The following is a 25,088-nucleotide window of genomic DNA, read 5'->3' as shown; positions in this document are numbered from 1 at the left end:
ACTAATGAGCAAGAGGCCTGGGCTAGAGCATCAGCCGCACGACCGACTGGCTCGGGTCGCGGGTTTTTCCGGCGGCTTTCAGCTCGGCAAGATAGTCAGCCCACAGCGCGTCCTGACGCACGGCAAGTTGATAGAGGTAGTCCCATGTGAACAATCCGCTGTCATGGCCATCGTCGAAGGTCAATTTCAGTGCGTATTGGCCGGCGGGTTCGATCTTGGTCAAGCCGACATTGAGCTTGCCGAATTGCAGGATCGGTTTGCCGTGGCCCTGGACCTCGGCGGAGGGGGAGTGCACGCGAAGGAATTCGGCGGGCAGTTGATACACCTCGTCGGGACCGTAGGTGAGGCCCAGGGTCCTGGAGGCTTTGTGCAGGTTGATGGCGGTAGGCAGTTTGGTCATTTGGGGAACCGCTCAGAGATGATCCTGAAGGAACCGGCTTTAAACTGTGGGAGCGGGCTTGCTCGCGAATGCGCTGGGTCAGTCACCGTTGCATAAACTGACCCACCGCATTCGCGAGCAAGCCCGCTCCCACATTAAAGCAGAGCGGTTCCTGCGTAAGCCTTACAGGATATAACGAGACAGATCTTCGTTCTGCGCCAATTCGCCCAGGTGGCTGTTGACGTAGTCGGCGTCGATCTTGATTGCCACGCCATTCTGCGCGCCCGCCATGTCGCCGGCACTGAAGGACACTTCCTCCAGCAGGCGCTCAAGCAGGGTGTGCAAGCGACGGGCACCGATGTTCTCGGTCTTCTCGTTGACCTGCCAGGCAATCTCCGCCAGACGCTTGATACCGTCCGGCAGGAACTCAATCCCCAGGCCTTCGGTTTTCAGCAGCTCGCGGTATTGCTCGGTCAGCGACGCGTGCGGCTCGCTGAGGATGCGTTCGAAATCGCCCGGCGTCAGCGCTTTCAGTTCAACGCGAATCGGCAGGCGGCCTTGCAGCTCCGGCACCAGGTCGCTCGGCTTGCTCAGGTGGAACGCACCGGACGCGATAAACAGGATGTGGTCGGTCTTGACCATGCCCAGCTTGGTGTTGACGGTGCAACCTTCGATCAGCGGCAGCAGGTCGCGCTGCACGCCTTCGCGGGACACATCGACGCCGCCGGAATTGCCGCGCTTGGCCACTTTGTCGATCTCGTCGATAAACACGATGCCGTGCTGCTCGACTGCTTCCAGGGCCTTGGCCTTGAGTTCTTCCTCATTGACCAGGCGCCCGGCCTCTTCGTCACGCACCAGTTTCAGCGCTTCCTTCACCTTGAGCTTGCGGCTTTTCTTCTTGCCCTTGCCCATGTTGGCGAACAGGTTCTGCAACTGGCTGGTCATTTCTTCCATGCCAGGCGGTGCGGAGATGTCGACGCCGGACACTTCGGCGACTTCGATCTCGATTTCCTTGTCGTCCAGCTGGCCTTCACGCAGGCGCTTGCGGAACAGCTGGCGGGTGTTGGAATCCGAGCTCGGTGCGGCGTCTTCGTTGAAGCCCATGCGTGCCGGTGGCAGCAAGGCGTCGAGGATGCGTTCTTCAGCGGCGTCTTCGGCGCGATGGCTGACCTTGGTCATTTCCTGTTCGCGCAGCAGCTTCAGGGCAGCGTCGGCCAGGTCACGAATGATCGATTCGACGTCACGGCCCACATAGCCCACTTCGGTGAACTTGGTGGCTTCGACCTTGATGAATGGAGCATTGGCCAGCTTGGCCAGGCGCCGGGCGATCTCGGTTTTACCGACACCGGTCGGGCCGATCATCAGGATGTTCTTGGGGGTTACTTCAACGCGCAATTCTTCGGGCAGTTGCATCCGGCGCCAGCGGTTACGCAGGGCGATGGCAACGGCGCGCTTGGCATCGTCCTGGCCGATGATATGGCGATTGAGTTCATGGACGATTTCGCGGGGAGTCATGGACATAGTAATTGACGGTCCTCAAGCGGGAATAAGCCTGCGGCTTACTCGGCGAGGTCCTGCTCCTCAATGGTCAGGTTGTGGTTGGTGAAGACACAGATGTCGCCAGCGATACCCAGGGCAGTCTCGACGATTTCCCGGGCCGACAGGTCGGTTTTCTTCAGCAGGGCGCTGGCCGCCGCTTGTGCGTAGCCGCCGCCGGAGCCCATGGCGATCAGGCCTTCTTCGGGTTCAACCACGTCGCCGTTGCCGGTGATGATCAGCGAGGCGTCTTTGTTGGCGACGGCCAGCATGGCTTCCAGGCGGCTGAGGGAGCGGTCGGTGCGCCATTCTTTGGCGAGCTCGACGGCGGCACGGACCAGGTGGCCCTGGTGCTTCTCAAGTTGGCCTTCAAAGCGCTCGAACAGGGTAAAGGCGTCAGCGGTGGCGCCGGCAAAACCGGCGAGGACCTGGCCGTGGTACAGGCGACGGACTTTTTTCGCGTTGCCTTTCATCACGGTATTGCCAAGTGAAACCTGGCCGTCGCCGCCCATGACGACTTTGCCGTGGCGGCGAACTGAAACGATGGTGGTCAAGGGGAGAGTCTCCACGCTGCGGGGCGAAAATGCCCTGATGGAACTCATATGGGGGTGGCGGGGGGGATTTCAACTGTAGGACGGGAGGGCGGACGAGTGGTGTTTATGTGTCGGACTCGGTCCTGAGGCCGATGAAAATCAAATGTGGGAGCGGGCTTGCTCGCGAATGCGGTGTGTCAGTCACCTAAAATATTGACTGATCTACCGCATTCGCGAGCAAGCCCGCTCCCACATTAACCCGATGCTGTTTCCGGAATCAGCGGCTCTGGCGTTGTTGTAACAACAGGTTGCTAAACCCGGCGCCGGCCAGTTGCTTCTGGGCCACGGTCAGCTGTTCACGGTTGCTGAACGGCCCCACCAGCACGCGATACCAGGTCGCATCCTTAACCGTCCCGGACTCCACCGTCACCGCCTGCCCCAACAGAATAATCTGCGCGCGCACACGGTCCGCATCCGCCTGTTTCGGGAACGAGCCCGCCTGCAGGAAGAACTTGGTCACGGGCGCGGCCTTGGTGGTGGCGACCGGCGGCGGTGGCGGCGGGGTAATCCCGGCCAGCGCAGCCTGGGCCCGGGCCGTGTCGATCTTCGCTGCTTCCGCCGGGGTAACCGGCGTAGTCGGCACCGGCTGCGGCGTCGGCAGGGTTTTCTCCGGCACGGCGTCCGGCGGCACGATCACTTCCGATTCCGGCAGCAGCGTGTAGAAGTCGTATTTCGGCTTCACCGGCGCAGTCGGGCTAGGCGGTGTCTTGTTCGCCTCGGCCATTTTCGTGGCCTTCTGCTGTTCTTGCTTGACCCGTTTGACGTCATCGCCCTTGCCCGGGTCGAGCTTCATCAGGAACACCACAAACGCGCCGACCGTCAGGCCGATGGCCATCCACAACCAGCCCGGAATAGGCTTCTTCGCCGGTGCCTGGTAGCGGCTGGCGCCGCGCTTGGGTGCAGGTTTTTTCTTGGCAGCCAACTTACATACGCTCCAGAGTTTCCAGGCCCAACAATTCCAGGCCTTGCTTGAGGGTCCGTCCTGCCAGTGCGGCGAGGCGCAGGCGGCTCTGCTTTTGGGCTTCGTCGTCTGCGGTCAGGATCGGGCAGTTCTCGTAGAAGCTGGAGAACAAACCGGCGACTTCGTACAAATAGGTGCAGAGGATGTGCGGTGTGCCTTTTTCGCCGACGCTGTTCAGCACTTCGCCGAATTGCGCGAGCTTGGCGGCCAGTTCCTGCTCGTGTGGCGCCTCAAGGTTGATCTGGCCTTCGACTTCGCTGAAATCCTTGCCCAGCTTGCGGAACACACCGGCCACCCGTGTGTAGGCATACAGCAGGTACGGCGCGGTGTTGCCTTCGAAGTTGAGCATCAATTCGAAGTTGAAGCTGTAGTCGCTGGTGCGGTGCTTGGACAGGTCGGCGTATTTCACCGCGCCAATCCCCACGACGCGGGCGATGTTGCGCAGGTCGGCTTCGGCCAGCTCCGGGTTCTTTTCCTTCACCAGGTTGTAGGCGCGGTCCTGGGCTTCGTTCAGCAGGTCGATCAGCTTCACGGTGCCGCCGTCACGGGTCTTGAACGGGCGGCCATCGGCGCCGTTCATGGTGCCGAAGCCCATGTGTTCCATCTGCATCGGGTGGGTGACGAAACCGGCGCGGCGCGCCACTTCGAACACTTGCTGGAAGTGCAGGGCCTGGCGCTGGTCAACGAAATACAGGGCACGGTCGGCTTTCAGCACACCGCTGCGGTAGCGCACGGCGGCCAGGTCGGTGGTGGCGTAGAGGTAGCCGCCATCGGCCTTGACGATGATCACCGGCAGCGGGTCGCCGTCGGCGGTCTTGAATTCTTCGAGGAACACGCACTGCGCGCCGTTGCTTTCAACCAGCAGGCCCTTGGCCTTGAGGTCGTTGACCACGTTGATCAGGTCGTCGTTGTAGGCGCTTTCGCCCATCACGTCGGCCATGGTCAATTTGACGTTGAGCAGCTCGTAGATTTCCTGGCAGTGGGACAGCGAGATCTCGCGGAAGCGGCCCCACAGTTCCAGGCATTCGGCATCGCCGGCTTGCAGCTTGACCACCAGGCCACGGGCGCGGTCGGCGAATTCTTCGGATTCGTCGAAACGCTTCTTGGCGGCGCGGTAGAAGTTCTCCAGGTCCGACAGCTCGTTGCTGGTGATCGGGTTTTCCTGCAGATAGGCCATCAACATGCCGAACTGGGTACCCCAGTCGCCCACGTGGTTCTGGCGGATCACGTCGTCGCCGAGGAATTCCAGGACCCGCGCCACGCCGTCGCCAATGATGGTGGAGCGCAGGTGGCCCACGTGCATTTCCTTGGCCAGGTTCGGTGCCGACAGGTCGATGGCCACGCGTTGTGCCGGGCCGGCCTTGCGCACGCCGATTTTCGCGTCGGCGAGGGCCGCGTCGAGGCGCGAAGCCAGGGCCTGGGTGTTCTGGAAGAAGTTGATGAAGCCTGGGCCGGCGATTTCAGCCTTGGTTACCTGCGGGTCGGCCGGCAGCGCGGCGATGATTTTTTCCGCCAGGTCGCGCGGCTTCAGGCCGGCCGGCTTGGCCAGCATCATCGCGATGTTGCTGGCGAAATCACCGTGGGTCTTGTCGCGGGTATTTTCCACCTGGATCGCCGGCGTCAGGCCTTCAGGCAACACACCTTCGTTGACGAGTTGGGTGAGGGCTTGTTGGATCAGCTGGCGAATGGTGTCTTTCATGGTGTTCTCTTTCGACCGCAAGCGGTGGCGCGCGATGCGCAGGTGGAAAAACTGGGCATTATCCGTGGCGAGGGCGGGCTTGCCAACCTTCGCGGGACCTTGACGGACGATTAACCTGTGGCGAGGGAGCTTGCTCTGGCGAGGGAGCTTGCTCCCGCTGGAGTGCGTAGCGCTCCCGGCTTTTTTGGGGCTGCTACGCAGCCCAGCGGGAGCAAGCTCCCTCGCCACAGGGGGTTAGTACAAATCTACCGGGTCTACGTCCAACGACCATCTCACTTGTCGCCCGCTGGGCATTTGCTCCAGCGCAAGTAACCAGCTGCTTAATAAACGATGCAGCGGCGCGCGGGCACTGGCTTGCAAGAGTAGCTGGGCGCGGTAACGCCCGGCGCGGCGTTCCATCGGTGCTGGCACCGGGCCCAATAGCTCGATGCCGGTCAGACCCAGTTCCCCCAGCAAACGTTCAGCCTCGCTGCACGCTTCATCCAGGAAACCTTCGGCCTGCCCCGGCTTGTGCGCTTCGGCCCGCAGCAGCGCCAGATGCGCAAACGGCGGCAAGCCGGCCGAGCGGCGTTCGCTCAAGGCCTGTTCGGCGAAGGCAAAGTAGCCTTGTTCTGTCAGTTGAATCAGCAGCGGGTGGTCGGCCAGGTGCGTCTGGATGATCACCTTGCCCGGCTCTTCGGCCCGCCCGGCCCGGCCTGCGACCTGCACGATCAACTGCGCCATGCGCTCGCTGGCGCGAAAATCCCCGGAGAACAGCCCGCCGTCGGCATCCAGGATCGACACCAGGGTCACCCGTGGGAAGTGATGCCCTTTGGCAAGCATCTGCGTGCCCACCAGAATGCACGGCTGGCCCTTCTGGATCGTGGCGAACAACTGATTCATCGCGTCCTTGCGCGAGGTGCTGTCGCGGTCGACCCGCAGCACCGGGTAATCCGGGAACAGGATGCCCAGTCGTTCTTCGGCGCGCTCGGTGCCCGCGCCCACCGGTCGCAAGTCGACTTTGCCGCACTGCGGGCAGTGCCGCGGCACCCGTTCCACATGGCCGCAGTGATGGCAGCGCAACTCGCCGGAGCGCTGGTGCACGGTCATTCGCGCATCGCAGCGATTGCACTCGGACATCCAGCCGCAGTCGTGGCACAGCAGCGTCGGCGCAAAACCCCGGCGGTTGAGGAACACCAGCACTTGCTGGCCCGCCGCGAGGGTTTGCCCGATGGCTTGCTGCATCGGCCCGGAAATGCCGCTGTCCAGCGGGCGACTTTTTACATCCAGGCGCAGGAAGCGGGGTTGCTTGGCACCGCCGGCACGTTCATTGAGACGCAGCAGGCCGTAGCGCCCGGTGTAGGCGTTGTGCAGGCTTTCCAAGGAAGGCGTGGCCGAGCCCAGCACAATCGGGATGTTTTCCTGGCGGGCACGCACCAGCGCCAGGTCGCGGGCGTGGTAGCGCAGGCCTTCCTGCTGTTTATAGGAGCCGTCATGTTCTTCGTCGATGATGATCAGCCCGGGATTTTTCATCGGGGTGAACAGCGCCGAACGGGTGCCGATAATAATGTCGGCCTCGCCGTCCCGGGCGGCGAGCCAGGATTCCAGGCGCTCGCGGTCGTTGACCGCCGAGTGCACCAGGGCGATGCGCGCGTTGAAACGCTGCTCGAAACGCGCCAGGGTTTGCGGGCCGAGGTTGATCTCGGGGATCAGCACCAGTGCCTGTTTGCCGGCTTCGAGGGTTTCGCGGATCAGTTGCAAATAGACTTCGGTCTTGCCGCTGCCCGTGACGCCGGCCAGCAGGAACGCGTGGAAGCTGTCGAAGCCGGCGCGAATTGCCTCGTAGGCGGCGCGTTGTTCGGGGTTGAGCGGCAATTCCGGCTGAGCCAGCCAGTGTTCGTGGCGCTCGCCGGGAGCATGCTTGCGGATCTCCACCTGCACCAGGCCCTTGGCCAGCAGCAAGTCCAGGCTGTCCTTGCTCAGCATCAGCTTGCTTAACAGCTGATGGGCGACACCGTGGGGATGCTGGGCCAGGGTTGCCAGGGCTTCACGCTGGCGCGGGGCACGGGCGATGCGCGGGTCGTCCATGCGCGCCCCCGGGACCATCGACCAGAAACGCTCCTGGCGCGTCTCGGCCAGTTCGCCCTGGCGCAACAGCACCGGCAGCGCCCAGCTCAAGGTGTCGCCGAGGCTGTGCTGGTAATACTGCGAGGTCCACAGGCACAGCTTGAACAGCGCGGGCGGCAACGGCGGCGTGGCGTCGAGGATGGCCACGGCGGGCTTGAGCTTCTCGGCGGGCACTTCGCTGTGATCGGCGACTTCCACCAGGATGCCGATCATCTCCCGCCGGCCAAACGGTACCCGTACGCGCATGCCGGGCTGCAACTGCGACCGCAATACGCCGGCAGGGGCCCGATAATCGAACAGGCGGCGCAGGGGCGAGGGCAGGGCGAGGCGCAAAATGGCGTCGGGCACGCGGGGGTTCTCATATGACGGGCGGCGAAGAAGGGCGGGAGCCTAGCAGACCAGCGGTGGATGTGGGAGCCGGGCTTGCCCGCGATAGTATCGACACGGTGCACCTGAGGCACCGCGGCGCCTGCATCGCGGGCAAGCCCGGCTCCCACAGGGCCTTGTGTATGCCGCGCTTTTCTGATGAAAGGGGCCGTTGTGCTTCTTGCGCGTTTAAAAAGGTCTGGTAGAATCCGCGGCCTAATTACGTGCGGTATTCAACAATAGTGTTGATTGGCGGCACGCTAGCCTGAGGAATACACCATGAAAGCCGATATCCATCCAAACTATGTTGCCATCGACGTTACCTGCAGCTGCGGTAACAAGTTCGAAACCCGTTCGACTTTCGGCAAAGCTCTGCCAATCGACGTGTGCAACGAGTGCCACCCGTTCTACACCGGTAAGCAGAAGACTCTGGATGTTGGCGGCCGTGTTGACCGCTTCAAGACCCGCTTCGGTGCTTTCGGCGCTAAAGCTGCTCCTAAAGCCGAGTAAGGCTGGTCCGCTTGGATGGCCTGTATGGCTTGTCCTCGCTGATGAAAAGGCGTCCCTTGTGGGCGCCTTTTTTGTGTCTGCGATTTGGCTGGCGCCCGCCCAGGCCGAGGTGTCCTGCCCGGCGCCCGGCGATGTCGCGACCTTCGACGTGCAGCGGGTAGTGGATGGCGACACCGTGCGCCTCAAGGATGGCCGCAGCATACGCATGATCGGCGTCAATGCCCCGGAAACCGGCAAGCAGGGGCGCACTGACGAGCCCTTCGCCGTGGCCGCTCGCGAGCGCCTGCAAAGTCTTGTGGGCGCGAGCGGTGGGCGCGTTGGCGTGGTGCCCGGACGGGAGAGCAAGGACCGTTACGGCCGCACCCTGGCCCATCTCTACGGTGCCAATGGAGCAAATCTGGAAGCGCAGTTGCTCGCCGAAGGCCTTGGCTTCCAGGTGGCGGTCGCGCCGAATGTGGAACTGGTGGCCTGCCAGCAAGCCGCCGAACGCAGCGCCCGGCAGGCCCGGCTGGGGGTGTGGCGCCGGTCACCGGTGGTCGATGCGTCGAAGATCCAGCGCTCGGGCTTTGCCGTGGTCAACGGCCGAGTGAGCAAAATCGAACGCAATCGCGGCGGAGTCTGGATTGAGTTGCAGGGCTCACTGGTACTGCGCATTGCACCCAATTTGGTGGGCCGATTCGACAGTGCGCTGTTGAAAGGTTTGCAGGGCCAGTCCATCGAAGCCCGCGGCTGGGTGCTGGACCGCTCCCGACGCGGCGGCCTGGAAAAGGGCCAGGCACGCTGGCTGTTGCCACTGACCGATCCCGGCATGCTCGAGCAGGCGCCGTAAGAAAAAATTGTAGACATTTTTCAGGTCGATTGTGAACAGTTGAGCCCTTGTATCCCGTGGCTCTTGGCCAAAAGTCGTAGGGCAGGGCCCTTGACACCTGTGACTGCCCAGTCTTGTGGGGACTTTGCGACACGCGTATCCTCGGCGGTCCGTCGACCAACAGTAAAAGCGGAATGCCGATATGTCTGATTTGAAAACTGCCGCTCTCGAATATCATGCCCATCCTCGTCCAGGAAAGCTGAGTGTAGAGCTCACCAAAGCCACTGCCACCGCCCGCGACCTGTCGCTGGCCTACAGCCCTGGCGTTGCCGAGCCCGTACGTGAAATCGCCCGCGATCCTGAACTGGCCTACAAGTACACCGGCAAAGGCAACCTGGTTGCAGTGATCTCTGATGGCACCGCGATCCTCGGCCTGGGTAACCTCGGCCCATTGGCTTCCAAGCCAGTCATGGAAGGTAAAGGCGTGCTGTTCAAGCGCTTCGCCGGCATTGACGTATTCGATATCGAAGTCGATTCCGAGAGCCCGCAGGCTTTCATCGACACCGTCAAGCGCATCTCCATCACCTTCGGTGGCATCAACCTGGAAGACATCAAGGCACCTGAGTGCTTCGAGATCGAAAAGGCCCTGATCGAACAGTGCGACATCCCGGTATTCCACGATGACCAGCACGGCACCGCGATCGTTACCGCGGCCGGCATGATCAATGCCCTGGAAATCGCCGGCAAAACCCTTGGCGAAGCCAAGATCGTTTGCCTGGGCGCCGGCGCCGCGGCCATCTCCTGCATGAAGTTGCTGGTGAGCATGGGCGCCAAGCTGGAAAACATCTACATGGTCGACAGCAAGGGCGTTGTGCAGTCCGAGCGTACCGACCTGAACCAGTACAAGGCGATGTTCGCGCATCCGTCCTCCAAGCGTACCCTGGCTGACGCCCTGGACGGTGCAGACGTGTTCGTTGGCCTGTCCGGCCCGAACCTGCTGAGCGCCGAAGGCCTCAAGTCCATGGCGGCCAACCCGATCGTGTTCGCGTGCTCCAACCCGGATCCGGAAATCTCCCCGGAACTGGCCCACGCCACCCGTAGCGACGTGATCATGGCCACCGGCCGTTCGGACTACCCGAACCAGGTCAACAACGTACTGGGCTTCCCGTTCATCTTCCGTGGTGCCCTGGACGTTCGCGCCAAGCGCATCAACGAAGAGATGAAAGTTGCGGCCGCCAACGCCCTGCGCGAACTGGCCAAGCTGCCGGTTCCTCAGGAAGTGTGCGACGCCTACGGCGGCATCAAGCTGGAATTCGGTCGTGAGTACATCATCCCGAAACCAATGGACAAGCGCCTGATCACCCTGATCTCCGATGCCGTGGCCAAAGCCGCAATCGAGACGGGTGTGGCCACCCTGCCGTATCCGAAGAACTACCCGCTGCAAAGTGTGGATGATGTGTTCAACGGCTAAGCCGTTGTAGCGCACCACCAAAAAGCCCCGGCTCTTGCGAGTCGGGGCTTTTTTTGTGGCTGGCAATTGGCTCGAGCCTGGCGGTGATCCAACTGTGGGAGCGGGCTTGCTCGCGAAGACGGTGTGTCAGTCGGCCCATCTGAGCCTGATACTCCGCTTTCGCGAGCAAGCCCGCTCCCACATTGGAACTGCGTGTTAGAACAAATCGATCGGCGCCGCCTCGTCCGCCGGCAGCGGGCTGCCCGGTGCAACACCATTGCCCAGCTCGTTGACCGACGGCGGCGTGTCCTCGCTCTTGAACAGCTCGAAGTACGCATTCGGCGTGCTCGGCGCTGCTGCACGGCCGCTGACCGGGTCGATCCGCAGGCTCAGGATGCCTTCCGGTTCCGGCTGGGTATGCAGCGGCATATCCTTCAGCGCGGCGCCCATGTAGCTCATCCAGATCGGCAGCGCGACGGTGCCGCCGAACTCCCGGCGACCGAGGCTTTCCGGCTGGTCGTAACCGGTCCATACGGTGGTCACGTAGTCGGCGTTGTAGCCGGAGAACCAGGCATCCTTGGAATCGTTGGTGGTACCGGTCTTGCCGGCGATATCGGCACGGCCCAGGGCCAGGGCGCGACGCCCCGTACCTTTCTTGATCACGTCTTCCAGGATGCTGTTGAGGATGTAGGTGGTACGGCCATCCACAACGCGTTCGGCTACCGCCGGCGCTTGTGGTGCGGCGGGAGCGCCGGCTGCCGGGGCTTCGCCTGGCGTCGGCTCGATGGTGATGCCGCCGTTGGCCGGTGCTGCCTGGCCGTCAGTGGCCGCGACGCCATTGACCACGTCGCCCGGTACCCGTGGCGGGTTGGCGGTGAACAGGGTTTCGCCGCTACGGCTTTCGATCTTGTCGATCAGGTACGGGGTGATCTTGTAGCCGCCGTTGGCAAAGGTGCTCCAGCCGGTGGCGATTTCCATCGGCGTCAGCGTGGCGGTACCCAGTGCCAGGGACAGGTTGGGCGGCAGGTCCGACTTGTTGAAGCCGAAGCGGGTGATGTAGTCGATGGTCTTGCCTACGCCCATCGCCTGCAGCAGGCGGATCGACACCAGGTTACGCGACTTGTACAGCGCCTCGCGGACGCGGATCGGGCCGAGGAAGGTGTTGGTGTCGTTCTTCGGGCGCCAGACCTTGTCCAGGTACTCGTCGACGAACACGATCGGTGCATCGTTGACCAGGCTGGCGGCGGTGTAGCCGTTATCCAGTGCAGCGCTGTAGATGAACGGCTTGAAGCTGGAACCCGGCTGGCGCTTGGCCTGGGTGGCGCGGTTGTAGTTGCTCTGCTCGAAGGCAAAGCCGCCGACCAGGGCACGGATTGCACCGTTCTGCGGGTCAAGCGACACCAGCGCGCCCTGTGCCACGGGCACCTGGCTGAATTTCAGGCTGTCGTCCTTCTGGCGCTGCACGCGAACCAGGTCACCGACCTGGGCCACGTCCGACGGCTGCTTGGGCATCGGGCCCATGCTGTTGGTGTTCAGGAAAGGGCGGGCCCATTTCATGCTGTCCCACGACACATGCTCTTCGCCGGTGCGCGTCAGTACCTGCAGGCCATCTTTCTTCACCTGGGTGACGATGGCGGGTTCAAGGCCGCTGATCGGGCGCTGTTTGCCCAGCTCGACGGTCCAGGCGCTCAGGGTCTTGCCCGGCAGGCGCGATTCAGGGCCGCGGTAGCCATGGCGCTGGTCATAGGCGACCAAGCCATCGTGTACCGACTTGTTGGCGATTTCCTGCAGGTTGCTCGGAATCGTCGTGGTCACGCGGAAACCTTCGGTGTACGCCTCGCTGCCATAGCGGCCGACCATCTCGGCACGGGCCATTTCGGCGATATACGGGGCATTCACTTCCGGGGTCGGCACGTGATAGCTGGCGTTCAGCGGCTCGGCAACCGCACTTTCGTACGCGGCCTGGTCGATCTTGCCCAGCTTGTACATGCGGCCCAGGATCCAGTCGCGGCGCTCTTTGCTGCGCGCCGGGTTGGCCAGCGGGTTAAAGCGTGAAGGCGCCTTGGGCAGGCCGGCAATCATCGCCATCTGCGCCAGGCTGGCGTCACGAATCGACTTGCCGTAGTAAACCTGCGAAGCCGCCTCGATGCCGTAGGCGCGGTTGCCCAGATAGATCTTGTTGACGTACAGCTCAAGGATCTCATCCTTGGTCAGCTGACGTTCGATCTGCAACGCCAGGAGGATTTCCGTGGCTTTGCGGGAAAAGCTGCGTTCGCTGGTGAGGAAGAAGTTCTTCGCCACCTGCATGGTGATGGTGCTGCCACCGGATTGAATGTGTCCGCTTTTTACCAACTGCGTGGCCGCCCGCACCAGGCTGCTTGGGTCGACGCCATAGTGATTGGCGAAGTTATCGTCTTCAGCCGACAGCAGGGCGTTGATGAAATTGGGTGGAATGTCGGCGAAACGGATCGGTGTGCGGCGCATTTCGCCGAACTCCGCGATCAGTTTTTCATCGCTGCTGTAGACCCGCAAAGGAATCTGCAACTGGATACTTCTCAGGGCCTCTACGGAGGGCAAACCCGGACTAAGGTAGAGATAGGCCCCGCTGAGCACGAGCATCAGCCCGCAGACGATCGCGACAATGGAGTACCCGAAAAACTTCAGCAGACGAATCAAGGCTTTTGGATTTCCAAGGAAAAGAATGGGTTAGGCGTCGGGGCATGCACGGCAAGTGGTGGATCGACCCGGCCAGCAGATAAACGCGGGAAAAAACGCTGGGCATTAAAGCATTTTTCGGCTTCGGGCGTCATTCGCGCCGCTCATACAAGCCGACCGAATGCAGGAAGCCTGGCAGCAATCAGTCCGTAAGACAGGGAAAGTTTTGGGGAGTTTTATGAGAAAGGGATTTTTCAGGCGAAAAGCCGATGCCGTCCTGGGTATCGACATCAATGACACCGGCGTCAGGCTGGTGGAGCTGGAGGCTTCAGGCACTGGCTACAGCGTGCGGGGCTACGCCATGCAGCAGTTGCCGGCCCATGCGGTGGTCGACAGCAGCGTGGTTGATTTCGATGCCGTCGCGCAGGCACTTTCCCGGGCGCTGGTACAGGCGCATACATCACTCAGGCATGCCGCCGTGGCCGTGGCAGGGCCCTCGGTGATTACCCGCGTGCTGGAGATGGACGCGGGGCTGACGGATGCTGAAATGGTGCGTCGAATCCATGGGGAAGCAGACCAGTACATTCCTTATCCGCTGGAGGATGTGGCTATCGACTTCCAGGTGCAGGGCCCGTCGGCCCATGACCCGCAAAGCGTCGATGTGCTGCTGGTTGCCTGCCTCAAGGAACAGGTGGAGGCCCGTGAGGCGGTTTTGGCCCTTGCGGGGCTGGCGACGCGGATAGTGGATGTCGAAGCATTTGCATTGGCTCGCGCGGGCAGGCAGGCTTCGGACAGCATCACGCCGGGCCGTCGTGTCGATGGCGCGCAATGGGCCGTGGATGCCCAGGGAATGGGAGTGGCCTGCGGGCTGGCCCTGAGGAGTTTCGACTGATGACACGAATCAACCTGTTGCCGTGGCGCGCAGAACGGAATGAGCGGCGGCGCAAATATTTTCTGGTGTTTTTGGCGGGGGCTGCAGCGGTGGCGCTGGCTGCGGTTTGGCTGGCAGACCAGGTGATCGACCGTGCAATCGATCGGCAGTTGGCTCGCAATAACCAGTTGAGCCAGGGTGTCACCGGGCTCGACTCGCGGATCAAGGCCATCGACGAACTGCATGAGCAGCGCCAGCAGTTGATGGAACGGATGAAAGTTGTGCAGGGTTTGCAGGACGATCGTGCGGCGGGTGCTCAGTTGCTGGACCAGTTGGCCCGTGCCGTGCCGGACGGGGTGCAGTTGCGCGAAGTGAGCGTCGACGGCGGGTCTGTTTCCATCAGCGGCACGGCCGGATCGAACCGGGACATTGCTCAGTTCATGCGAGGCCTCGAAGCTGCCGAAGACTTGGAAGCGCCCCGGCTTCAACGGGTTCGCGGCGCGCAGGAGGGCGACGACAATGGCTTCCAGTTGACGGTTCGCCATGGTCACTCGGATGAGGTGCGCCAATGAGAGGGGCGTCAGGCCTGCCAGGGCTGACAGAATCCGATATAACCCAGCTCTGCCAGAACGCCGCCAACTGGCCCTTGCCGGGCAAGGCGTTGCTGGCTGGCGCGGTGGTTTGCCTGCTGTGGGCGGTGGGCAATACCTTCTACTTGAGTGGGGCGCGGGAGCAACTGCGCCAGCTTGAGTCGCAGGAAGTGGCGCTTGAACAGCAGGTCGCGCTGAAAACCATCCAGGCTGCCGGCCTGGAGTCCCTGGTCCGCGAACTCGAAACAATGCGAGGCCATTTCGCCAACCTGTTACGGCGGCTGCCTGCCGACACCCAGGTACCCGGCCTGCTTGAAGATATTGGCCGCCTGAGTGCCGCCAATGGCTTGGTGCTGGAGGCCATCGAACTTCGGGATGACCAGCCTCGCGCCCTGTACATCGAATCGCCCATGCAGATTGGCGTCACCGGGACTTTTCACGACCTGGCGGCGTTCATCAACGGCATGGCCAGCTTGCGAGGAATTGTCACGGTGCATGACTTGGCATTCAGTCCTGTCGATCCCTCGGAGTTGCATCTCAGTCTGGTAGCCAGGACCTATCGTCACAACCGCCAGGCGGGCGATGACCCGAAGGTTGATTTGCACCCGCCGGCACAGGCTGTCGCCGAGCCCGGGCCGCAGCAAGTGGCGTACGATTTTGCAGCCTTGCGCGACCCTTTCCAGCCGCCCTCTCGCCAACTGGTTCGACCCGCCGGGCGACCGGCTGCCGGACCTGATCTCGCCAGGCCTCGCGGAATCCTCGAAGGCTTCGCCGTGGAGCAGTTCGAAATGATCGGGACCTTGTCCCTGGGGGCTCAAACCTTCGCCCTGCTGCGCGGAGCGTCGTCTGTCCATCGGCTGGCAATCGGCGATTACCTGGGCCCGGACCACGGGCGCATCACGGCAATCCACGACTCCCATGTCGAACTGGCCGAGCTTTTCCCGGATGGCCAGGGCGCGTGGCTGGAACGCTCGCAAACCCTTGCCCTGAACGTGAACTCATAACGGAAACAAACAATGAAAAGGACTTTTTCGTCCTTCGGTGTGGCGCTATGGATAGCGTTCACGGCACCGATGGTCATGGCTGTGCCCAATCGAATCGACTTGATTCACCTGCCGCCACCTGGCAATGCGCCCCTGAGTACCGGACGCGTGGCATTCACCGGGGACAAGCTGTCCCTCAACTTCCAGAATATCGAGTTGCGCGCGGTGCTGCAGCAGATTGCTGACGTTGCCGGCCTCAATCTGGTGACCAGCGACGACGTGCAGGGTTCGATCACCCTGCGCCTCAAGGACGTGCCCTGGGACCAGGCCCTGGACCTGGTGCTGCAAACCAAGGGGCTGGACAAGCGTGTGACGGCCAATGTGCTGCTGGTCGCGCCGGCCGAGGAGTTGGCCGCCCGCGAGTTGCTGGCGATGGAGTCGCGCAAGCAAATGACTGAGTTGGCACCGCTGCGCCGCGAGTTGCTGCAAGTCAATTACGCCAAGGCGTCGGACCTGGCCAAGCTCTTCCAGTCGGCCGTGGGCCTGGAAGGTGCAACCGATGAGCGCGGCTCGGTGGCGGTGGATGACCGCACCAACAACATCATCGCCTACCAGACCCGGGAGCGGCTGGAGGAGCTGCGCAAGATTGTGGCGCAACTGGATATTCCGGTAAGGCAGGTGATGATCGAGGCGCGGATCGTCGAGGCCAATGTGGATTACGACAAAAGCCTTGGCGTGCGCTGGGGCGGGCAACTGAATCGGGGTAACTGGAGCGCTGGCGGGATCAGGAAACCGCTGGCCGAAGGCACCGAGCCGCCTGAAATCCCGCCCAGCTCGCCGTTTGTGGACCTGGGGGCGGTCAACGGCAGCGCCGGCCTGGGTGTCGCGTTTATCACCGACAACCTGCTGCTGGACCTGGAACTGACCGCCATGGAAAAAACCGGCAATGGTGAAATCGTTTCGCAGCCCAAGGTCGTCACCTCCGACAAGGAAACCGCGCGAATCCTCAAGGGCACCGAGATTCCCTATCAGGAGTCCAGCTCCACCGGCGCGACCTCGGTGTCGTTCAAGGAGGCTTCCTTGTCATTGGAAGTGACCCCGCAAATCACCCCGGACGGCTGGGTGATCCTGGAGGTCAAGGTCACCAAGGACGAGCCCGACTACCTGAACAGGCTCAACGATGTGCCGCCGATCAAGAAAAACGAGGTCAATGCCAAGGTGCTGGTCAAGGACGGGGAGACCATCGTGATCGGCGGGGTTTTCTCCAATACTCAAAGCAAAGTGGTAGATAAAGTGCCATTTTTGGGCGATGTGCCGTATCTTGGCCGCCTTTTCCGGCGGGATGTGGTTTCGGAGAAAAAATCCGAGCTGCTGGTATTCCTGACTCCGCGTATTATGAATAACCAGGCGATTGCTGTGAGTCGTTGATTCTGTGCGAAATTTGATTCTTGTAGGACCGATGGGGGCTGGAAAAAGCACCATCGGCCGTTTGCTGGCCAAAGAGCTGCGCCTGCCATTCAAAGACTCCGATAAGGAAATTGAATTGCGCACGGGCGCCAATATCCCGTGGATCTTCGATAAGGAAGGCGAACTGGGCTTTCGCGACCGCGAGCAGGCGATGATTGCCGAGCTGTGCGGCTGCGATGGCGTGGTATTGGCCACCGGCGGTGGCGCAGTGATGCGCGACGAGAACCGCCGGGCGCTGCACGCCGGCGGTCGCGTGGTTTATCTGCACGCGTCTGTCGAGCAGCAGGTGGGCCGCACCGCTCGCGACCGCAATCGCCCATTGCTGCGCACCGCCGACCCGGCAAAAACCCTGCGGGACCTGCTGACGCTGCGCGACCCGCTTTATCGGGAAATCGCCGATCTGGTGGTGGAAACCGATGAGCGGCCGCCACGAATGGTGGTTCTCGACATTCTCGAGCGCCTGGCACAGTTGCCACCCCGTTAAAGCCAGGGCCGAAATGCGCTATCCTCGGCGGCGCGTCATGACCGTCCGAGTTGTGGCGTAGAGCCATCAGGCAGCGTCAGATCCCGACGTTGCCGACAACGTTAATGTAGGGCAGGACGCCTGCTTTCATCTTCAACGCGGGGACACATGCAGACACTTAAGGTCGATCTTGGCGAGCGCAGCTACCCGATCCATATTGGCGAAGGTTTGTTGGACCAGCCCGAGTTGCTCGCACCGCATATTGCCGGGCGGCAAGTGGCGATCATCTCCAATGAAACGGTCGCGCCGCTTTATCTTGAGCGTCTGAGCCGCAGCCTGGCGGCGTACTCGGTGATCTCGGTGGTGCTGCCGGACGGCGAGGCCTTCAAGACCTGGGAAACCCTGCAACTGATCTTTGATGGCCTGCTGACGGCCCGTCATGACCGGCGCACCACGGTGGTTGCCCTGGGTGGCGGTGTGATCGGCGACATGGCTGGCTTTGCAGCCGCCTGCTATCAGCGCGGCGTGGACTTTATCCAGGTACCGACCACCTTGCTGTCCCAGGTCGATTCGTCGGTGGGCGGCAAGACCGGCATCAACCACCCGCTGGGCAAGAACATGGTCGGCGCGTTCTATCAGCCGAATGTGGTGCTGATCGACACTGCCACCCTCAATACCCTGCCACCCCGCGAGCTGTCGGCGGGCCTGGCGGAAGTCATCAAGTACGGACTGATCTGCGACGAGCCGTTCCTGACCTGGCTGGAAGAACACGTCGACGCCCTGCGCGCCCTTGACCAGGTGGCACTCACCGAAGCGATTTCCCGCTCCTGCGCCGCCAAGGCGCTGGTGGTGAATGCCGATGAGCGTGAGTCCGGCGTGCGCGCCACCTTGAACCTCGGCCACACCTTCGGCCATGCGATCGAGACCCACATGGGCTATGGTGTGTGGTTGCATGGGGAGGCCGTAGCGGCTGGCACAGTGATGGCATTGGAGATGTCGCAACGCCTGGGCTGGATCAGCGCCCAGGAGCGTGATCGCGGGATCCGCCTGTTCCAGCGCGCCGGGTTGCCGGTCATTCCTCCCGAGGAGATGACCGAGGCAGATTTTCTCGAACATATGGCAATAGACAAGAAAGTGATCGACGGTCGACTGCGACTGGTGCTGTTGCGCCGAATGGGCGAAGCGGTAGTGACCGACGATTATCCGAAAGAGATTTTACAGGCCACGCTGGGAGCGGATTACCGCGCCCTGGCCCAGCTTAAAGGTTAATAAGATCCCGATGACTAGTTTGCATGCCGACGAGGCGTTCCTCGGCCATTACCAGTTAAGCCACGACCCTTTTGCTCCTCGGGTGCCTGGTTTCAAGTTTTTCCCTGCGCAACGCAAGCCGGTGCTGGGACAACTGCACCACCTGGCGCGCTACAGCCAGTTGCTGCTGGTGGTCACCGGCCCATTGGGCAGCGGCAAGACCTTGCTGCGCCAGGCACTGGTGGCCAGCACCAACAAGCAATCGGTACAGAGCGTGGTGGTCTCCGCCCGTGGTGCCGGTGATGCGGCAGGCGTGTTGCGTCAAGTGGCCCAGGCCCTCGACGTGTCCACTGCCGAGCCGAATGCGATCCTCAAGCAAGTGGTGCAACTGGGCCTGACCGGCCAGGAAGTCTACCTGCTGGTGGATGACGCCGAGCAGCTCGACGAATCTGCCCTGGAAGCGTTGCTGGCCCTGGCGGCCGGTACGCCTGAAGGGCGCCCGCATGTGTTTCTGTTTGGCGAGTCTTCGCTGATCGCCGAACTTGAACAGATCAGCGGCGAGCAGGAGCTGTTCCACGTCATCGAACTGCAGCCTTACGAAGAAGAAGAAACCCGCGAATACCTGGCCCAGCGGCTGGAAGGCGCAGGGCAGGGCATCGAACTTTTCTCCGCTTCGCAGATCTCTGATATTCACGAAAGCTCCGACGGCTGGCCTGGCACCATCAACCAGGTTGCCCGGGATGCCATGATCGAAGCCATGATTGCCAGCCGCTCAGCGGTAAAGCGTCCAAAGATGGGGTTTACTATGCCGAAGAAGCACGTATTGGCAATTTCTGCCGTTGTCGTGGTTGCCGTCGCCGCCGCCTGGTTGATTCCAGGTCGCAACAAGGCACCGACCACCGCTGGCGCGCCAACCGAACAGGCGCAGTTGCCACTGGGCAAGCCAACACCGAACGTTGAGTTTGCCAACTCCGGCCAACCCACCAACCTGCCAATGGTCGGCCAACCGGTGATGCGCGGCCCGCTCGCCGAAGAAGCTGGCGGCATCTCCGAAGGCGACGATGGGGTGCCCGTGGAAGGCTCCAGCGCCACGCCGCCGACCGTGACCACCACCGCGCCACCTGCGGGCGTGCCAGCCGGTCAGCCAGCGGCCAAGCCGACGCCAGCGCCAGCCCAGGTCGCCACCGCCAAGCCTGCGCCTGTTGCCAAGCCGGTCGCCCCGGCGCCTGCGGCCAAACCGGCTCCAGCCGCCAAGCCTGCCGAAAAACCGGCCGTCGTGGCCAAGGCCGCGACTGGCGCTGCCGGCAGCAGCTGGTATGCCAGCCAGCCTACCGGTAATTTCGTGGTGCAGATCCTCGGCACCAGCTCCGAAGCCAACGCCCAGGCGTTCGTGAAAGAGCAGGGCGGCGAGTACCGTTATTTCAAGAAAGTGCTCAACGGCAAGCCTCTCTATGTAATCACGTACGGCAACTTCTCCAGCCGTGCAGCAGCGGAATCCGCTATCAAGGCCTTGCCAGCGAAGGTTCAGGCTGGTAAACCTTGGCCTCGCACTGTCGCCAGCGTTCAACAAGAACTGGCAACAACTCGCTGAAGATCCGGCGGCCTTACCCAGGCCGCCCTCTCGGCACCTCAAAAAAAACAACACAGCGTGCAGCCCTGAAGGCCGCGCGCTTTGTGGTGTCTGCGTCACAGTGGCTTTTGAGTCGTAGCGGTCAAAATTAAAAAAGTTTTGACTAGCACAGCATATCGCTTTAAACCTTTCATAAATGCGACATAGATTTGCGACATTTCGTCGCTAAATTTGTGAGCGTCTGTGTCGGTGTGTACAATGACCTCCCTTTTGCCCCCGCTAAGTCGGCGTACGTTCGGCGTGGAAGGTAACCGGTTGAATTGAAAAGAAATTTGCCTCGGAATAAGAGGCAGCCTGGTGAGAAAGTGTCTATGAAAGCAGGTCTGTACCAACCCGATGAATTCAAGGATAACTGCGGTTTCGGCCTGATAGCCCACATGCAGGGCGAGCCCAGTCATACCCTTTTGCAAACGGCCATCGAGGCCCTGACCTGCATGACCCACCGCGGTGGGATCAACGCCGACGGCAAGACCGGTGACGGTTGCGGCTTGCTGATTCAAAAGCCCGACCAGTTCCTGCGCGCAGTCGCCAAGGAACATTTCGGCGCCGATTTGCCCAAGCAGTACGCTGTGGGCATGGTGTTCTTCAACCAGGACCCGGTAAAAGCCGAAGCTGCTCGCGAGAACATGAACCGCGAGATCCTGGCCGCTGGCCTGCAGCTCGTCGGCTGGCGCAAAGTGCCGATCGACACCAGCGTACTGGGCCGCCTGGCCCTGGAGCGCCTGCCGCAGATCGAACAAGTGTTCATCGCAGGCGACGGCCTGAGCGACCAGGACATGGCGATCAAGCTGTTCACCTCTCGTCGTCGCTCGTCCGTGGCCAATGCCGCCGACACCGACCACTACATCTGCAGCTTTTCCCACAAGACCATCATTTATAAAGGCCTGATGATGCCGGCGGACTTGACCGCCTTCTATCCAGACCTGAGCGATGAGCGCCTGCAAACCGCAATCTGCGTGTTCCACCAGCGCTTCTCCACCAACACCCTGCCGAAATGGCCGCTGGCCCAGCCATTCCGCTTCCTCGCCCACAACGGCGAGATCAACACCATCACCGGCAACCGCAACTGGGCCGTGGCCCGTCGAACCAAGTTCGCCAACGACCTGATGGACCTGGAAGAGCTCGGCCCGCTGGTCAACCGCGTGGGTTCCGACTCCTCCAGCATGGACAACATGCTCGAACTGATGGTCACCGGCGGCATCGACCTGTTCCGTGGCGTGCGCATGATCATTCCGCCAGCGTGGCAGAACGTCGAGACCATGGACCCCGACCTGCGGGCGTTCTATGAGTACAACTCGATGCACATGGAACCGTGGGACGGCCCGGCCGGCGTGGTAATGACCGACGGTCGCTACGCCGTGTGCCTGCTCGACCGTAACGGCCTGCGCCCGGCGCGTTGGGTGACCACTACCAACGGCTTCATCACCCTGGCGTCGGAAATCGGCGTGTGGAACTACAAGCCGGAAGACGTGATCGCCAAGGGCCGCGTTGGCCCGGGCCAGATCCTCGCCGTGGACACCGAGACCGGTCAGATCCTCGACACCGATGCCATCGACAATCGCTTGAAGTCCCGTCATCCGTACAAGCAATGGCTGCGCAAGAATGCCCTGCGCATCCAGGCAACCATGGAAGACAACGACCACGGTTCGGCTTTCTATGACGTCGACCAGCTCAAGCAGTACATGAAGATGTACCAGGTCACTTTCGAAGAACGTGACCAGGTGCTGCGCCCACTGGGCGAGCAGGGCTACGAAGCCGTCGGCTCCATGGGCGATGACACGCCAATGGCCGTGCTGTCCCAGCGCGTGCGCACGCCGTACGACTATTTCCGCCAGCAGTTCGCCCAGGTGACCAACCCGCCGATCGACCCGCTGCGCGAAGCCATCGTGATGTCCCTGGAAGTGTGCCTCGGTGCCGAGCGCAACATCTTCCAGGAATCGCCTGAGCACGCTTCCCGCGTGATCCTCAGCTCGCCGGTCATTTCCCCGGCCAAGTGGCGCTCGTTGATGACCCTGGATCGCCCGGGCTTCGACCGGCAGATCATCGACCTGAACTACGACGAGAGCCTCGGCCTGGAAGCCGCTGTGCGCAACGTCGCCGATCAGGCGGAAGAAGCCGTTCGCGCCGGCCGTACCCAAATCGTGCTGACCGACCGCCATATCGCCCCGGGCAAGCTGCCGATCCACGCTTCCCTGGCCACCGGCGCGGTACACCACCGCCTGACCGAAAAGGGCCTGCGTTGCGATTCCAACATCCTGGTTGAAACCGCCACCGCCCGCGACCCGCATCACTTTGCGGTGTTGATCGGCTTCGGCGCCTCGGCGGTGTATCCGTTCCTGGCTTACGAAGTACTCGGCGACCTGATCCGTACCGGCGAAGTGCTGGGCGACCTCTACGAGGTGTTCAAGAACTACCGTAAAGGCATCACCAAGGGCCTGCTGAAGATCCTGTCGAAGATGGGCATCTCCACCGTCACGTCCTACCGCGGCGCGCAATTGTTCGAAGCCATCGGCCTGTCGGAAGAAGTTTGCGAGATGAGCTTCCGTGGCGTGCCGAGCCGCATCAAGGGTGCGCGTTTCGTCGACATCGAAGCCGAGCAGAAAGCCCTGGCCGCCGAAGCCTGGAGCGCGCGCAAGCCGATCCAGCAAGGCGGCCTGCTGAAGTTCGTGCACGGTGGCGAATACCACGCCTACAACCCGGACGTGGTCAACACCCTGCAAGCCGCCGTGCAGCAAGGCGACTACGCCAAGTTCAAGGAATACACCGCGCTGGTGGATAACCGCCCGGTGTCGATGATCCGCGACCTGTTCAAGGTGAAAACCCTGGACACGCCGCTGGCCATCAGCGAGATCGAGCCACTGGAATCGATCCTCAAGCGTTTCGACTCCGCCGGTATTTCCCTGGGCGCCTTGTCGCCTGAGGCTCACGAAGCCCTGGCCGAAGCCATGAACCGCCTGGGTGCGCGTTCCAACTCCGGCGAAGGCGGTGAAGACCCGGCGCGCTACGGCACCATCAAGAGCTCGAAAATCAAGCAGGTCGCCACTGGCCGTTTTGGTGTAACCCCGGAATACCTGGTCAACGCCGAAGTGCTGCAGATCAAGGTTGCCCAGGGCGCCAAGCCGGGCGAAGGCGGGCAACTGCCAGGCGGCAAGGTCAATGGCCTGATCGCCAAGCTGCGTTATGCAGTGCCGGGCGTGACATTGATTTCGCCGCCGCCGCACCACGACATCTACTCGATCGAGGATTTGTCGCAGCTGATTTTCGACCTGAAACAAGTCAACCCGCAGGCCCTGGTCTCGGTGAAACTGGTAGCGGAAGCCGGCGTGGGCACCATCGCCGCCGGTGTGGCCAAGGCCTATGCCGACCTGATCACCATCTCCGGCTACGACGGCGGCACCGGCGCTTCGCCGCTGACCTCCATCAAGTACGCCGGCGCACCGTGGGAACTGGGCCTGGCTGAAACCCACCAGACCCTGCGCGGCAACGACCTGCGCGGCAAGGTCCGGGTGCAAACCGACGGTGGCCTGAAAACCGGCCTCGACGTGATCAAGGCTGCAATCCTCGGCGCCGAAAGCTTCGGCTTCGGCACCGCGCCAATGATCGCCCTGGGCTGCAAATACCTGCGCATCTGCCACCTGAACAACTGCGCCACCGGCGTGGCCACTCAGAACGAGAAGCTGCGCAAGGACCACTACATCGGGACCGTCGACATGGTGGTGAATTTCTTCACCTACGTCGCCGAGGAAACCCGTGAGTGGCTGGCCAAGCTGGGCGTGCGTTCCCTGGAAGAGCTGATCGGCCGTACCGACCTGCTGGACATCCTCGAAGGCCAGACCGCCAAGCAACAACACCTGGACCTGACGCCGCTGTTGGGCAGCGATCACATCCCGGCCGACAAGCCACAGTTCTGCCAGGTTGACCGCAACCCGCCGTTCGACAAGGGCCTGCTGGCCGAGAAGATGGTCGAGATGGCCACTTCGTCGATCAACGACGCAAGCGGCGGCGAATTCGCCCTGGATATCTGCAACTGCGACCGTTCCATCGGCGCACGCATCTCCGGCGAAATCGCGCGCAAGCACGGCAACCAGGGCATGGCCAAGGCGCCGATCACCTTCCGCTTCAAGGGCACCGCTGGCCAGAGCTTCGGCGTATGGAACGCCGGTGGCTTGAACATGTACCTCGAAGGCGACGCCAACGACTACGTGGGCAAGGGCATGACCGGCGGCAAGCTGGTGATCGTCCCGCCAGTGGGCAGCGTCTACAAGACTCAAGACAGTGCCATCATCGGCAACACCTGCCTGTACGGCGCAACCGGCGGCAAGCTGTTTGCCGCGGGCACGGCCGGTGAGCGTTTCGCAGTGCGTAACTCCGGTGCCCACACCGTGGTTGAAGGCACGGGCGATCACTGCTGCGAGTACATGACCGGTGGTTTTGTCGCGGTGCTGGGCAAGACCGGCTACAACTTCGGTTCGGGCATGACCGGCGGTTTCGCCTACGTGCTCGACCAGGACAACACCTTCGTCGACAAGGTGAACCACGAGTTGGTGGAGATCCAGCGGATCAGCGGCGAAGCGATGGAATCCTATCGCAACCACTTGCAGCATGTGCTGGACGAATATGTCGAGGAAACCAACAGCGAATGGGGTCGTAACCTCGCTGAAAACCTCGATGACTACCTGCGCCGTTTCTGGCTGGTCAAGCCCAAGGCTGCCAACCTGAAATCGTTGCTTTCCAGCATCCGTGCCAACCCGCAGTGATATGCGCCTGAAGAGT

General features: G+C 62.1%; 18 protein-coding genes. 11 read left to right on the top strand and 7 right to left on the bottom strand.

Translation table 11 applies throughout. The features are described 5' to 3' along the window. Positions 1–22: 22 nt before the first annotated feature. The 6 genes from HX839_RS03260 to HX839_RS03235 form a co-directional block, all read right to left on the bottom strand. Positions 23–400 carry a gamma-butyrobetaine hydroxylase-like domain-containing protein gene (locus HX839_RS03260; protein WP_003209319.1) on the bottom strand — a complete coding sequence of 126 codons (378 nt, stop codon included), beginning with the start codon at positions 398–400 and terminating at the stop codon, positions 23–25. A 162-nt stretch (positions 401–562) separates the two neighbouring features. Further along, positions 563–1,900, bottom strand: coding sequence for an ATP-dependent protease ATPase subunit HslU (gene hslU, locus HX839_RS03255; protein WP_003209321.1), 1,338 nt, complete (start codon positions 1,898–1,900; stop codon positions 563–565). A gap of 38 nt (positions 1,901–1,938) precedes the next feature. Then, positions 1,939–2,469 (bottom strand): ATP-dependent protease subunit HslV, encoded by a 531-nt coding sequence (hslV, locus tag HX839_RS03250; RefSeq protein WP_003209323.1) that lies wholly within the window; start codon positions 2,467–2,469, stop codon positions 1,939–1,941. 256 nt (positions 2,470–2,725) lie between these two features. Beyond that, positions 2,726–3,430 (bottom strand): SPOR domain-containing protein, encoded by a 705-nt coding sequence (locus tag HX839_RS03245; protein ID WP_003209324.1) that lies wholly within the window; start codon positions 3,428–3,430, stop codon positions 2,726–2,728. Position 3,431: 1 nt separating this feature from the next. Next, on the bottom strand, positions 3,432–5,168 hold the full coding sequence (argS, locus tag HX839_RS03240; protein ID WP_003209327.1) for an arginine--tRNA ligase: 1,737 nt from the start codon (positions 5,166–5,168) through the stop codon (positions 3,432–3,434). 234 nt (positions 5,169–5,402) lie between these two features. Continuing rightward, positions 5,403–7,622: a primosomal protein N' gene (locus HX839_RS03235; RefSeq protein ID WP_177066721.1), complete on the bottom strand. Its 2,220-nt coding sequence runs from the start codon at positions 7,620–7,622 to the stop codon at positions 5,403–5,405. Positions 7,623–7,919: 297 nt separating this feature from the next. On the opposite strand from HX839_RS03235, the gene rpmE reads away from it, so the two are divergent. From rpmE to HX839_RS03220, 3 genes are all read left to right on the top strand, one after another. Then, positions 7,920–8,150, top strand: a complete 231-nt coding sequence (rpmE, locus tag HX839_RS03230) for a 50S ribosomal protein L31 (RefSeq protein WP_003209330.1) — start codon at positions 7,920–7,922, stop codon at positions 8,148–8,150. A 58-nt stretch (positions 8,151–8,208) separates the two neighbouring features. Continuing rightward, a complete protein-coding gene (locus HX839_RS03225) occupies positions 8,209–8,979 on the top strand; it encodes a thermonuclease family protein (protein ID WP_177066720.1) in 771 nt (256 codons plus the stop codon). 181 nt (positions 8,980–9,160) lie between these two features. Next, positions 9,161–10,429: a malic enzyme-like NAD(P)-binding protein gene (locus HX839_RS03220; protein ID WP_003209334.1), complete on the top strand. Its 1,269-nt coding sequence runs from the start codon at positions 9,161–9,163 to the stop codon at positions 10,427–10,429. 195 nt (positions 10,430–10,624) lie between these two features. Here HX839_RS03220 and HX839_RS03215 read toward each other — a convergent pair whose 3' ends face one another. Continuing rightward, positions 10,625–13,081 (bottom strand): penicillin-binding protein 1A, encoded by a 2,457-nt coding sequence (locus tag HX839_RS03215; protein ID WP_371315621.1) that lies wholly within the window; start codon positions 13,079–13,081, stop codon positions 10,625–10,627. A gap of 220 nt (positions 13,082–13,301) precedes the next feature. On the opposite strand from HX839_RS03215, the gene pilM reads away from it, so the two are divergent. The 8 genes from pilM (at position 13,302) to gltB (ending at position 25,072) form a co-directional block, all read left to right on the top strand. After that, a complete protein-coding gene (pilM, locus tag HX839_RS03210; RefSeq protein WP_087692533.1) occupies positions 13,302–13,955 on the top strand; it encodes a type IV pilus biogenesis protein PilM in 654 nt (217 codons plus the stop codon). Then, a complete protein-coding gene (locus HX839_RS03205) occupies positions 13,955–14,506 on the top strand; it encodes a PilN domain-containing protein (protein WP_087692529.1) in 552 nt (183 codons plus the stop codon). The genes pilM and HX839_RS03205 overlap by 1 nt, the downstream gene beginning before the upstream one ends. Further along, positions 14,503–15,528, top strand: coding sequence for a pilus assembly protein PilP (locus HX839_RS03200; RefSeq protein ID WP_177066718.1), 1,026 nt, complete (start codon positions 14,503–14,505; stop codon positions 15,526–15,528). The genes HX839_RS03205 and HX839_RS03200 overlap by 4 nt, the downstream gene beginning before the upstream one ends. 69 nt (positions 15,529–15,597) lie before the next feature. Next, positions 15,598–16,935 carry a type IV pilus secretin PilQ gene (locus HX839_RS03195; protein WP_177066729.1) on the top strand — a complete coding sequence of 446 codons (1,338 nt, stop codon included), beginning with the start codon at positions 15,598–15,600 and terminating at the stop codon, positions 16,933–16,935. A gap of 4 nt (positions 16,936–16,939) precedes the next feature. Next, complete coding sequence (gene aroK / locus HX839_RS03190; RefSeq protein WP_003209345.1) at positions 16,940–17,458, top strand: shikimate kinase AroK; 519 nt, start codon at positions 16,940–16,942, stop codon at positions 17,456–17,458. 147 nt (positions 17,459–17,605) lie between these two features. Beyond that, positions 17,606–18,706: a 3-dehydroquinate synthase gene (gene aroB / locus HX839_RS03185; protein ID WP_003209346.1), complete on the top strand. Its 1,101-nt coding sequence runs from the start codon at positions 17,606–17,608 to the stop codon at positions 18,704–18,706. A 10-nt stretch (positions 18,707–18,716) separates the two neighbouring features. Beyond that, positions 18,717–20,276 (top strand): SPOR domain-containing protein, encoded by a 1,560-nt coding sequence (locus HX839_RS03180; protein ID WP_177054811.1) that lies wholly within the window; start codon positions 18,717–18,719, stop codon positions 20,274–20,276. A 350-nt stretch (positions 20,277–20,626) separates the two neighbouring features. Further along, positions 20,627–25,072, top strand: coding sequence for a glutamate synthase large subunit (gltB, locus tag HX839_RS03175; protein WP_003209351.1), 4,446 nt, complete (start codon positions 20,627–20,629; stop codon positions 25,070–25,072). The last annotated feature ends 16 nt before the right edge of the window (positions 25,073–25,088 follow it).

Origin of the sequence: Pseudomonas sp. I8001 (genome assembly GCF_013385345.1) — a bacterium.
Lineage (GTDB): Bacteria > Pseudomonadota > Gammaproteobacteria > Pseudomonadales > Pseudomonadaceae > Aquipseudomonas.
Note: the sequence above shows the minus strand (reverse complement) of the source record. Positions and strands in the feature narration are given on the sequence as shown.